This window comes from Pandoraea pneumonica (assembly GCF_902459645.1).
GTDB classification, from domain to species: domain Bacteria; phylum Pseudomonadota; class Gammaproteobacteria; order Burkholderiales; family Burkholderiaceae; genus Pandoraea; species Pandoraea pneumonica.
Map to the genome: position 1 here is coordinate 1,715,607 of NZ_CABPSK010000001.1, position 12,725 is coordinate 1,728,331.

At 64.9% G+C, this 12,725-nt stretch carries 9 protein-coding genes; 2 read left to right on the forward strand and 7 right to left on the reverse strand.

Going from position 1 to position 12,725, the window contains the following annotated elements; genetic code table 11:
- Positions 1–61: 61 nt before the first annotated feature.
- The 7 genes from kdsA to PPN31114_RS07520 form a co-directional block, all read right to left on the reverse strand.
- Entirely contained in the window at positions 62–916 is an 855-nt protein-coding gene (gene kdsA / locus PPN31114_RS07490) for a 3-deoxy-8-phosphooctulonate synthase (protein WP_150678772.1), read from the reverse strand.
- A 35-nt stretch (positions 917–951) separates the two neighbouring features.
- Positions 952–2,610, reverse strand: a complete 1,659-nt coding sequence (locus PPN31114_RS07495) for a CTP synthase (RefSeq protein ID WP_150678773.1) — start codon at positions 2,608–2,610, stop codon at positions 952–954.
- A 135-nt stretch (positions 2,611–2,745) separates the two neighbouring features.
- Positions 2,746–3,576: an alpha/beta fold hydrolase gene (locus tag PPN31114_RS07500; protein WP_150678774.1), complete on the reverse strand. Its 831-nt coding sequence runs from the start codon at positions 3,574–3,576 to the stop codon at positions 2,746–2,748.
- 94 nt (positions 3,577–3,670) lie between these two features.
- Positions 3,671–6,538 carry a ComEC/Rec2 family competence protein gene (locus PPN31114_RS07505; protein ID WP_150678775.1) on the reverse strand — a complete coding sequence of 956 codons (2,868 nt, stop codon included), beginning with the start codon at positions 6,536–6,538 and terminating at the stop codon, positions 3,671–3,673.
- Positions 6,539–6,582: 44 nt separating this feature from the next.
- Positions 6,583–7,482 carry a TatD family hydrolase gene (locus PPN31114_RS07510; protein ID WP_150678776.1) on the reverse strand — a complete coding sequence of 300 codons (900 nt, stop codon included), beginning with the start codon at positions 7,480–7,482 and terminating at the stop codon, positions 6,583–6,585.
- Between the two features lie 276 nt (positions 7,483–7,758).
- The gene (gene lolD, locus PPN31114_RS07515; RefSeq protein ID WP_150678777.1) at positions 7,759–8,487 is read right to left on the reverse strand and encodes a lipoprotein-releasing ABC transporter ATP-binding protein LolD; all 729 of its coding nucleotides are present in this window, start codon (positions 8,485–8,487) and stop codon (positions 7,759–7,761) included.
- Complete coding sequence (locus tag PPN31114_RS07520; RefSeq protein WP_150678778.1) at positions 8,480–9,733, reverse strand: lipoprotein-releasing ABC transporter permease subunit; 1,254 nt, start codon at positions 9,731–9,733, stop codon at positions 8,480–8,482. The genes lolD and PPN31114_RS07520 overlap by 8 nt, the downstream gene beginning before the upstream one ends.
- 195 nt (positions 9,734–9,928) lie before the next feature.
- Here PPN31114_RS07520 and PPN31114_RS07525 point away from each other — a divergent pair, with 195 nt between their 5' ends.
- Positions 9,929–11,008: a regulator gene (locus tag PPN31114_RS07525; RefSeq protein WP_150678779.1), complete on the forward strand. Its 1,080-nt coding sequence runs from the start codon at positions 9,929–9,931 to the stop codon at positions 11,006–11,008.
- The gene (recJ, locus tag PPN31114_RS07530; protein ID WP_150678780.1) at positions 11,005–12,702 is read left to right on the forward strand and encodes a single-stranded-DNA-specific exonuclease RecJ; all 1,698 of its coding nucleotides are present in this window, start codon (positions 11,005–11,007) and stop codon (positions 12,700–12,702) included. Before PPN31114_RS07525 ends, recJ begins: the two co-directional genes overlap by 4 nt.
- Positions 12,703–12,725: the final 23 nt, after the last annotated feature.

Sequence of the window (12,725 nt, forward strand, 5' to 3'; positions counted from 1 at the left end):
CGCACCGCTATACCCGTCCTGTGGGCGTACTGATAGTGCCCCCAGAACGGTGTGTCTCATTTCAGTTGAAATTGTTTTCCAGAAACTCGCCCTGCTTCACGGCCGCGTCGATCGTCTTGAGCGTCGTGAGCAGTTCGCGCATGCGCGCGAGCGGCACGGCATTGGGGCCGTCCGAGAGCGCGGTCGCCGGGTTCGGGTGCGTCTCCATGAACAGACCCGAGACCCCTACGGCCACGGCCGCGCGCGAGAGCACCGGCACGAATTCGCGCTGGCCGCCCGAGCTCGTACCCTGCCCGCCCGGCAATTGCACCGAGTGCGTGGCATCGAACACGACCGGCGCGCCGGTCTCGCGCATGATCGCCAACGAGCGCATGTCCGAAACCAGATTGTTGTAACCGAACGAAGCGCCTCGTTCGCAAGCCATGAACACGTCGTCGGGCAGACCGGCTTCGCGAGCGGCGTCGCGGGCCTTGTCGATGACGTTGATCATGTCGTGCGGCGCGAGAAACTGCCCCTTCTTGATGTTCACCGGCTTGCCCGACTGGGCGCAAGCGCGGATGAAATCGGTCTGGCGGCACAGGAACGCCGGCGTTTGCAACACGTCGACGATCGGGGCGGCAACCGCCACATCCTCTTCGGTGTGCACGTCGGTGAGCACCGGCACGCCAAGCTGGCGGCGCACTTCTTCGAGGATCTTCAGGCCAGCCTCGCGGCCCGGGCCGCGATACGACTTACCCGAGCTACGATTCGCCTTGTCGAACGACGACTTGTAAATGAACGGGATGCCCAGCGCGCCCGTAATTTCCTTGAGCTGACCGGCGACGTCGATCGTCATTTGCTCCGACTCGACGACGCAGGTGCCTGCAATCAGGAAAAAGGGCTGGTTCAGGCCAACCTCGAAACCGCACAGCTTCATGGGAACTCCTTGTTTCTCGCCCGCAGCGTTCAGCCTTAGGCCGCCTTCTTGCGCGACTGCTGACCCGCCAGTGCCGCCTCGACATACGCCTTGAACAGCGGATGGCCGTCACGCGGCGTCGAGGTGAACTCCGGGTGGAACTGCACGCCCACGAACCACGGGTGCACCTGCTGCGGCAATTCCATCATTTCCGGCAGATTTTCCGTCGGCGTACGGGCCGAGATCACCATACCGGCAGCTTCGAGTTGCGGCACGTAGTGATTGTTGACTTCGTAGCGGTGGCGGTGACGCTCGTTGACCGTCTCGCCGTAGATGCGCGACGCCAGCGTTTCGTGCTTGACCGGCACGCGCTGCGAGCCCAGGCGCATCGTGCCGCCCAGATCCGAATCTTCCGAGCGCTGCTCGATCTTGCCGTCGCGGTCTTGCCACTCGGTGATGAGGGCCACGACCGGATGCGGCGACGACGGATCGAATTCCGTGCTGTTGGCGCCCCCCAGCTTGGCGACGTCACGCGCAAATTCGATCACGGCGAGTTGCATGCCCAGGCAGATGCCCAGGTACGGCACGCGGTTTTCGCGAGCGAAGCGAATCGCCTTGATCTTGCCTTCGGTACCGCGACGGCCGAAACCGCCCGGCACGAGAATGGCGTCCAGATGCTTGAGGGCATCGGTGCCGTCCTTCTCGACCTGCTCGGAGTCGATGTACTCGATGTTCACGCGCGTTTCCGTGTGGATCGCGGCGTGACGCAGCGCTTCGATGAGCGACTTGTACGATTCGGTCAGATCGACGTACTTGCCGACCATACCGATGGTGACTTCGTGCTTCGGGTTCTCGACGGCCTGCACCAGATGGGTCCACATGGACAGGTCGGCGGGCTTGGCTTCGATCTTCAGTTCGTCACAGATGATCTTGTCCATGCCCTGGTCATGGAGCATCTGCGGAATCTTGTAAATCGTGTCGACGTCCCACACCGAAATCACGGCGTCTTGCGGGATGTTCGCGAACAGCGAAATCTTGGCGCACTCGTCTTCCGGAATCTGACGGTCGGCGCGGCACAGCAGCACGTTCGGCATAATGCCGATCTCGCGCAGCTTCTGCACGCTGTGTTGCGTCGGTTTCGTCTTGAGTTCGCCAGCCGTCGCGATGTACGGCACGAGCGTCAGGTGCACGAAGGCCACGCTGTTGCGGCCCAGGCGCAGGTTCATCTGACGAGCGGCTTCGAGGAACGGCAGCGACTCGATGTCACCGACCGTGCCGCCGATTTCGACGATGGCGACGTCCGGATGGCCGTCCCATGCCGAGCGCGCACCGCGTTCGACGAACGCCTGAATCTCGTTGGTGATGTGCGGAATGACCTGAACGGTCTTGCCGAGGTATTCACCGCGGCGTTCTTTACGGATCACCGACTCGTAGATCTGGCCGGTCGTAAAGTTGTTCGCCTTGCGCATCTTGGCGCTGATGAAGCGCTCGTAATGGCCAAGGTCGAGGTCGGTTTCTGCGCCATCCTCGGTAACGAACACCTCACCATGTTGAAACGGGCTCATCGTGCCCGGATCGACGTTGATGTAGGGGTCAAGCTTGAGGAGGGTGACTTTTAGGCCACGCGATTCGAGAATCGCGGCCAGAGATGCGGCAGCAATTCCCTTACCAAGAGAGGAAACCACGCCGCCCGTGACAAAAACGAATTTGGTCATCGCAGTAATTGCTCGCGGGAAAGCCGGATTATACCCGAAAGCAGCCCTGCCCTCGACGTGCTGGACGGCAAATATTGGCCTTGACAGGTGTCGCGTGCGCGGTTCCCAGCAAGGCTGACGCGGTTTCCGAGCGAATCAGGCGGCGAGTGGCCTGCGATAGCCGCCGCGCAACTCCGTGAGCATGTCCCGCACAGCCGCCGCTGTATCGAGCGGGCGCTCCATGGGGAAGAGGTGCGTGCCGTGGACGTAGCGCAAATGGGTGCCCACGATCTGCCGCGTCGCGCGCATCCCGGCCTGTCGCAACTCGCGCGACTCGGTGCCCGCGAGAAAACCCACCGGTACCGGCACCCCGCGCATCGCGCGCACGGCCAGCAGCGGCGGCAGGGTCAGATAGATTCGATATTCAACTTCCCGCGCGAACGCGAGCCGACGGGCGTCGCCCTCGCCGGTCGGCAGCGTGCCGCAGTCGATATAGTCGCGCAGCACGTCTTGATCCCAACTGGCGAACACCGGCTTGTTGGCAAAGTGCTGCCACGCCGACTCCCAATCGGGCCAGCGGTCGCGCCGCTTCTTGGTAACGCCCGCCGGGGACATGCGTTCATAAAGGCCGGTCAGCATGCCGAGCCGCAGCATCTGCGTGCGCCAGCCCGGCGTCACGATCGGCGAGTCGATCATGACCACCCCGCGCACGCACTGGGGCGCCTTCAGCGCCGCCATCAGGCTCAGGAAACCGCCGAGCGAATGACCGACGAGCCACACAGGCTCGCCATGATATTGGCGCGTCAGGGTATCGACGAGTTCATTGCGCAAATAGCGCCAGCCCGGCGTGACGGGATAGCGCGGGTCATGACCGATGCGGTCGATGGCGCGCACGTCGTATTCGTCGGCCAGTGCGCCGAGCATCTTGCGATAGACGCCGGCCGGAAAGCCGTTGCCGTGCGAAAAATGAATGATGTCTCTTGTCATGGAATTCGTTGTCGTGGCGCACGCCAGCGCAATTCAGCGCGATTTCTAGTATTTCGAGTCTTTCGCGCCCATTGGCCGCGCTCGCCGGACCATTCTAGCGAACCGTCCGCCCAGCACCCGTAGAGGTTTCCGTCGAATTGACCGGGGCGGCGTCCATTTTCACAGAGGGACCGGGCACAAATTCGGCGCTAGGCACAGGGGCAAACCAATACCGCCGACGGGCGTCGCGGTAGGCATAAGCTTCGATGCCCTGACGCGAAAACGAGAACCGCACCGCGCCATGCCCGGCGCTTTGCCAGATACGTGCACCCGCCGCCCGATAACGCGCCACAACTGCGGGGCGCGGATGTCCGAACCGGTTGCGATATCCCGCTTGAAACACGACATGCCGGGCGGCAACCGCCTGCACGAACGCTGGTGTGGACGACGTCAAACTGCCGTGATGCGGCGCAAGCAGCACGTCGGCCCGCAGCAAGTCGCGACGAAAACGCGCCAGCATGTGTCGCTCCTGCGGCGCTTCAGCGTCGGCGGCCAACAGCGCACTGTGACGGCCATTAGTCACGCGCAGCACACAACTGAGCCCATTGGGTCCATTAGCTCCATTAGGTCCATTGGACCCGGTCCGTCCCGTCCACCCGGCGCGCAGTGTGGCCGGATCGGGATGCAAAAATTGAAACGTCACGCCACCCCACGTCCAGCGCTGCCCGGCCTGACAGGTGCGATGCGAGCGCGCCGCTAGCCGTACTGGATGGGATCGGGGCAGCGACGAAAGCAGCAACGTCCCCGGATACGCCGCCAGCACACTGCGCGCACCACCAAAGTGATCGTCATGGGCGTGACTAACGACGATCGCATCGAGCCGGGTACTGCCCTGTCCGCGCAAATACGGCACAACGACGCGCTGCCCGGAATCGGCGCGGGTGCCAAACGGCGGCCCCGTATCGAAGAGCAGCGTGTGCGCCGCGGTTTCGACGAGTACGGCGTTGCCCTGTCCGATATCGAGCATCGTCACGCGAAAATCACCTTCGCTTGGGCGTTCTGGCGACGAGAGCAATGCGGGCCACAGCAGCGCAAAACCCGTGAGTCGCAACGTGACAGCCCTGGCGACGGAACGACACATCGCACCGGACGCGGGCCACAAGCTCATCGCGACGCCGACCGTCGCCAGCACAATCGTCCAAGTCGGTACGATCCCCGGACGCCACACCGCCCACGACCATTCAGACAGCATTCGCAAGCCATCTGCGAGCCAGACCACGGTGGCGTGCGCCACGGCGAGTGCGGGCTGCGCCAGCGACGTCGGCAACAGCAAGCTCACCAAGGCCAGCGGCGTCACGATCAGCGTCATCACCGGAATTGCGACGGCATTGGCGAGCGGGCCCAACAGCGGCAAGGTGCCAAACCATGCCAGCGTCAGCGGCACCATCCCCAGCGTGATCGCATATTGCGCGCGGGCCGCCTGCCCCAGCCGCGTCGGCAGCCCCCGCCACCATCGAACGAGCAGAGACTGATCGAAGCGATCGACGACAGGGTTGGTGGCAGATGCCTCATGCTCATGCTCACGCTCACGCTCCGCCCCCGCTTCCGGCGTGCGGCCGCAGGCCTCGGGCTTGCGAGCCCGCCCGGCAAGCACCAGCACCGATACCGCTCCGAACGAAAGCCACAAGCCCGGTGTGACGACAGACCACGGGTCCAACGCCACGATGACCGCGAGTGCCCACGCCAGTGCATACGACGGCGCCGCCCATCGTCCGCTCAGCAATGCGAGGACCAGAATCGCCACCATGCCGACGGCACGCCGGGCGGGCACGCCCCACCCCGCAATTGCGCCATAGGCCACCGCCGCCAGCAGTCCGGCGACCGCCGCGGCTTTGGGCGCTGGCCACCAAAGCGGCAGCGCGATAGGCAAGCCGAACGAGCGTCGCCATAGCATCCCGGCAAGCGACGCCAACACGCCAGCCACCAACGACACGTGGAGCCCCGAGATCGCCAACAAATGGCTCACGCCTGTATCCGCAAACACCTGCCAGTCGTCTGGAGCGATATCGCCGCGCTCGCCGAGCGCCAGCGCCATGAGTACGCCGCCATAACGTGCACCGGGGGCCAACGCTGCGCGGAAGTCGTCGCGCAATCGCGCTCGCCATGCCGCCAACCGATAGCCCGAGATGGGGCCCGCATCGAGCCGCTTAGCGGCAGCAGCTAGCGTGTTCGCCCCACGGCCGGCGTTCGTCCGAACGTACCCCGTCGCACGGATCCCCTGCGAAAATGCGGCAAACTCCGCGTCAAAACCGTGCCAATTCGCCAAGCCGCGTGGCGCGCGCAGCCGGACCGGCAAGCGCCAGCGCTCCCCCGCCCGAGGCCCCCGTTGGGCGCCGTCTGCCGATCGCCCCGGCCAGACAAGCTGGATGTGGCGCGGCACGTTCGAGCTCACGTTTGTGTCCGCGTCGGCATCGGTGCTTTCACGCCCAACCCGCGCCGCCTCCACGTCAAAAACAAACCGCAGACCGTCGCCGGTGCTCACGGGCAACCCGGCAACCACACCCGTCACGATGACGTCACGCCCCTCCATCGCTGGCGGCAACGCGTCGGCGAGCCGATCGGCGGCGCGATGCGCCGCCCATGCAAAGCCGAGTGCTGCCGCCGAGATCGCCACGACGATTAGCGCGCAGATCCGTGCCCCTGCCCCCAGGGCAACCGCGACTGCGGCAGTTCCACCCTGCGCCACGTCGGCCACATCGGCCACATCGGCCACGTCGGACACACCGGCCGCGCCGACCACCTCCCCCTGGCCCGACACCTCGCACCCCAAGCGCCGCCGCAGCAGCCATGCCCACGCACCAACCGCGACGAGCCCACCGCAGGCAACGACGCCGATCACGAGCCGCCACCGCGCGGCGGGCAACTCGGCAAACTGTTGCAGCCACCAGATGCCTGCAACCCACGCGAGCAGCACGGTCCTCATGACGCCACCGCGTCATGGCAGAAGATCCACACGACGACAGTCCGTCAGTGCGATCCGGACTGGCTTGGGGAGATTGGGGAAGTAGGAGCGCCCGGGGCGTCTGAGAGGCTACGCGCAGAGAGAAGAGATTCCGATTCGATACCGGTGCCCGGCACCATCGCCATGGCTCCGGCCAGACGCGGCAGTACCCGCCAAGCATTCGCGCACGTGGCCTGCGACAACGCGTCAAGCGTCATACCTCGCAACTCGGCCAGCACGTGTGCGATTCGCGGCAACTCCACCGGGCTGTTGCGTTGCTTGTAACGCCATTCGGGCGCGATGTCGGGCGCGTCGGTCTCAAGCACCAGTGCGTCGAGCGGCAAATCGACGGCCAGCCGCCGAATCTGCAACGCCCGGTCGAACGTCATCTGCCCGCCAAAGCCAAGGCAGAACCCGCGCTCGGTGAACATATCCGCCTGTTGACGGCTGCCGTTGAACGCATGGGCGATGCCGCCGCGCGGCGTAAAGATACGCAACTGCTTGAGTAGCGCGTCCTGCGAACGGCGCACATGCAAGATCACCGGCAAATCGAAATCGCGCGCGATCTTCAGTTGCTCGACGTAGAAGAACTGCTGCCGCTCGGGGTCGAGCGTTTTGACGAAGAAATCGAGTCCAATCTCGCCGATCCCGACAAAGCGCGGATCGCCCATCGCCCGCTCCACGGCACGGCGCAATATCGCGATGTCCTCGTCCGTCGCCCGCGGCGTGTAAAGCGGATGGATGCCGAGCGCGTACGCGCCACCGGGCATCGCACACGCCGCGGCGCGCGCCGCATCGAACGTCGCGCATTCCACTGCGGGCACGACAAGCCCGTGCACGCCAGCGGCTTGTGCGTCGGCAATGATGGTGTTGCGGTCGGCGTCGAACTCACCGGCGTCGAGATGGCAATGGGTATCGATCCACATGGTCAGGTGTCCTTGAGCGCTAATTCTACGGGGCGATGACAAGGCTCGCACGCCCGGCGTTGCATGACCATCGGACGCCGCCGCGTCCACCCCTCGGAATCTGCTGAATCCGCTGAATCCATGGAATTCGCCGAATCCGCCCTCACCAAAAAGAAACGCCGGGGTCTCCCCCGGCGTCGTGCTGACTTCTGGCGATAGGTGGTGGCCGACGTAATCCGCCTCAGCCCGCTCCCGTACGCTCGCGGCCCACCTCGGCTCGATCCGCCTCGATCCGCTTTAAGCCGGTTCGAGCACCCCGTCCCGAAGCCGCAGTGCGCGGTCGCAGCGGCGCGCCAGATCGATATCGTGGGTCACGATCACGAAGCTGGTCTTCAGCGTTTCCGAGAGCTCCAGCATCAGCGAGAACACCGTCTCGGCCGTGTGGCCATCGAGGTTGCCGGTCGGCTCATCGGCCAGCACGCACGCCGGTTGCGTGACCAGCGCGCGCGCCATCGCCACGCGCTGACGTTCGCCGCCCGACAACTCGCCCGGCCGATGCTTCACCCGCGCGCCCAGCCCCACGCGCTCGAGCGTCGCCTGGGCCACCGCACGCGCCTGCTCGGTCGGCATGCGGCGAATGCGCAGCGGCATCGCCACGTTATCGAGCGCCGAGAACTCCGCGAGCAGATGGTGGAACTGATACACGAACCCGAGCGACTGATTGCGCTGGTTCGTCTTATCGCGTTCGTTGAGCGAAGAAAACGGCTTGCCGAGCAGCGACACCTCGCCGCGCGACGGATCGTCCAGCCCACCCAGCACATGCAGCAGCGTGCTCTTACCCGAACCCGACGCCCCCACGATCGCCACCTTTTCACCGGCAGCAATATCGAGGCTGGCGCCGTTAAGCACCGTCACATTGAGCTCGCCCTGCTTAAACGTCTTGTGCAGATCGCGTGCACGCAACACCGGGCCGTCGTAGGCGAAATTCGGTGCATTCACCGTCGTTGCCTCAATAGCTTTACTCATAGCGCAGGGCCTCCGCCGGTTTGACGCGCGAAGCACGCCAGCTCGGGTAGATCGTCGCCAGTGCCGAGAGAATGAAAGAAATCACGCCGATGCGGATCACGTCAGACGATTGCAGATCCGAAGGCAGTTCATTGATGAAATAGATCGATTGCGGCAGGAAGTGAATGCCCAGCATGCGCTCGATGAACGGCACGATGACGCCGATATTGAGCGAAATCAGGCAGCCCAGCCCAATACCCAGCAACGCGCCGATGAACCCGATGGTCACGCCCTGCACGATGAAGATCTTCATGATCGAGCGCGGCTGCGCCCCGAGTGTGCGCAGAATCGCGATATCCGCGTACTTATCGGTCACGGTCATCACGAGCGACGACACCAGATTGAACGCCGCCACCGCGATGATCAGCGTCAAGATGATGAACATCATGCGCTTCTCGGTCTGCACCGCGATGAACCAGTTCTTGTTCTGTTGCGTCCAGTCGCGCACCCACATATTGCCGGTGAGCGACTTGGCCAGTTCACGCGCGACGATCGGCGCCTGCTCCATGTCTTGAATCTTCAAACGCACGCCCGTCGGCCCGTCCAGGCGGAACAGCGTCTCGGCATCTTGCAGGTCGATCAGTGCCAGCGAACTGTCGTATTCGTAATGCCCGGCCGTGAAGATCGCCACCACGGTGAACTGCTTCACCCGTGGCAACACCCCCGCCGGTGTAATCGTGCCCTGCGGCGCCACCAGCGTGATCTTGTCGCCGACGATCACACCCAGCCCGCGCGCCAGTTCGCTACCCAGCACGATGCCGAAGCTGCCCGGCGTCAGGTTGGCGAGCGTGCCGCCGGTGATCTGCTTGCCGAGATCGGACACCTTGGCCTCTTCGCTCGGCACGATGCCGCGCAGCACCACGCCGCGCACGTTGTCGTCGCGCGTGAGCATGGCCTGTTCGCCCACGTACGGGGCGGCGGCGATCACGTTCTTGTTCTGTAATGCCTCGGCGGCGGTGCGATGCCAGTCAGGCAGGTTGCCGTCGACCGCAAAGACTTCGATGTGCGCCAGCACGGAGAGCATGCGGTCGCGCACTTCCTTCTGGAAACCGTTCATCACCGAGAGCACCACAATGAGCGCCGCCACGCCCAGCGCAATGCCGGCCATGGAAATGAACGAAATAAAGGAGATGAAACCGTTGCCTGAGGATCGCTTGCCGGTGCGCGTGTAGCGCCAGCCGATCTGCCATTCGTATGGGAATTTCAAACGGATTCCTGATTCTTGATTAGGATCGATTAGAGCGTGCTACGCCGCGCGGCGCTGGTTCCCGCGTGCGCCGTCCCTTGCCGCACAAGGTGTGCCCGGCGCTTAACCGGCGGCACAGCGGGGCGGCACGTTCCGTACCTGACGTCAGGGTCACCCAACTGCCAGCGCGAAGTTTGCCATACAATTCGCCTCGACATGGATACACCTGCCCTGCACTTTCTTCTGCCGTTCGCGCTGCCCGCGTCGGCCCACTTGCCTGCATTGCTGGCTGGATTGGAGTTGCCTGCGCTCGAAAAGTTGCTCGCGCGCGGCGTCCCGTCGGCACAGGACGTCCCCGAAGACCCCTTCGTCCCGACGCTCCCGCACGAGCGCTGGCTGGCGGACGCTTTCGGCCTGCCCGGCGTACCCGCCCGCGCGCCGCTCGCGCCCTTCATGCTGCTCGAAGACAGCGGCTCGCTCGACACCCGTATGTGGTACTGCGCCCAACCCGCGCACATCCACATTGCGACCGACCATCTGGTGCTGACCGACCCGGCCGAGCTTGAACTAAGCGCCGAGGATTCGGCCGCCCTGTTCGCCACCGCACACGCGCTGCTGGCCGAGGAAGGCGGCGAGTTGATCGCTCCGCGCCCCGACCGCTGGTATCTGAGCGCCCCCGTGCTGGGCGACCTGCTGACCGCATCGCCCGCGCGCGCTGCCGGGCGCAACGTCGACATCTGGCTGCCGCAAGGCAAGGCCGAGCTCACGTGGCGCAAATGGCAAAACGAAGTGCAGATGGCCTGGTACGACCACCCGGCCAATCAGGCCCGCGAAGCGCGCCGTCTGCCGCCGGTCAACGCCATTTGGCTGTACGCCGGTGGTCAGCGCATTGCAGCGCCGCGTCTGAACCGGCCCTGCGTCACGGTGCTGGCCGACGCGCCCGCCACGCGCGGGCTTGCCCGCCATCTGCAAATTGCCCTGCACGACACGGCTGCGGGACTCCAAGCCGCCAACGGCCGCACGCTCGTCCAGATCGATACGCTCACGTCCCATTTTTTGATGGAAGACTGGGCGCGTTGGCGCGATGCGCTCGTCGAGATCGACCGCATGTGGCTCGCCCCCGCCCTAGAACGGCTGGCCAAGGGCAACGCCCGCGAAGTCAGCCTGACGCTTTGTGGCGACAGCCACAGCGTGACCATCCTCTCGCGCAGCGGCGATTTGCGTAAGTTCTGGCGCCGTCAGCCGCTCGCCACGCGTCTGGTGCCGTTCGCCCGCCTTGGCGAGGAAGTGGCATGACCGATATCGTCACCCGCGTCGTCGACGACGGCATTGCCGACGCGCTCGCCCGCGACGGCGTGCATCCGGTGCTCGCCCGCCTGTTCGCCTCGCGCGGCGTTGCAGCCAGCGAAGAAACCGAGACGGCGCTCGCGCGGCTCGTCCCGCCGACCCAACTCAAAGGGGCGCAAGACGCCGCCGTGTTCCTGGCCGATGCCATCGCCGCGGGCAAACAAATGCTCGTCGTGGCGGATTACGACTGCGACGGCGCCACCGCCTGCGCCGTGGCCGTGCGTGGTCTGCGCATGTTCGGGGCCAAGGTCGAGTATCTGGTGCCGAACCGGTTCGAATACGGCTACGGCCTGACGCCAGAAATCGTGGCGCTTGCGGCGCGCGGCAAGTTGGGCCCGCCCGACGTGCTCATTACCGTCGATAACGGCATCGCCAGCCTCGACGGCGTGGCCGCGGCCCAAGCGCTCGGCATTGAAGTCGTGGTCACCGATCACCACTTGCCCGGCAACGAGTTGCCCAACGCGCGCTGCATCGTCAATCCGAATCAGCCGGGCTGTGAATTCCCGAGCAAGAATCTAGCCGGTGTGGGTGTGATGTTCTACGTGCTGCTCGCCCTGCGCGCCGAATTGCGCCAGCGCGGGGCGTTCGAAAACAAAGAACAACCGCGCCTGGACACCCTGCTCGACCTCGTCGCGCTGGGCACCGTCGCAGACGTGGTCAAGCTCGACACGAACAACCGGATTCTCGTCGCACAAGGCCTCTCGCGCATGCGCGCTGGCCGTATGCATCCGGGCATCAACGCGCTGTTTCGCGCGGCGGCCCGCAACGCCCGTCAGGCAGGCAGCTTCGACCTCGGCTTCGGCCTCGGTCCGCGCCTGAACGCGGCCGGACGCCTGGCCGATATGTCGCTCGGTATCGAGTGCCTGCTGACCGACGACGACGCCCGCGCGTGGACCCTCGCACAAGAACTCGATGCGATGAATCGCGAGCGCCGCGAAATCGAAGCCGGTATGCAGCAAGAGGCGCTAGCCGACCTCGCCCGCTTCGATCCGCGAGCCGCGACCACGCTCTGCGCGTTCAACGAGACATGGCATCAGGGCGTGATCGGCATTGTTGCTGCGCGTCTCAAAGAGAAGTTCTACCGCCCGACGATCGTGTTTGCGCCGGGCGACGACGGCCAGATCAAGGGCTCCGGCCGCTCGATTCCGGGGTTCCACCTGCGCGATGCGCTCGATCTCGTGACCAAGCGTGAGCCGGGTTTGATCGCCAAGTTCGGCGGACACGCCATGGCCGCAGGGCTGACCATCGCCGCCGACGATCTGCCCCGCTTCCAAGCGGCGTTCGAAGCTGTCGGGCAGGAATGGTTAGACGAAAAGACACTGTCGCGCGTGATCGAAACCGATGGCGACATCGGCGACGAATGCTTCGTGCCGCCGTTCGTCGCGCTGCTCGATGCGCAGGTGTGGGGTCAAGGCTTCCCGCCGCCGGTGTTCTCGGGCGAGTTCGAAGTGCTCTCGCAGGCGATTCTCAAAGACAAGCACCTGAAGCTGCAACTCGGGCGCGGGCGCATGCGCTTTAACGCCATCTGGTTCAACCATGCCGACACGCTGCCGAGCCGCGCGCGCTTTGCCTATCGGCTGGCCGCCGACACGTTCAACGGCGTGTCGCGCGTGCAAATGATCGTCGAGCACGCGCAGGCGTAACGCTGTGGGGCGTGTTCGTGAGC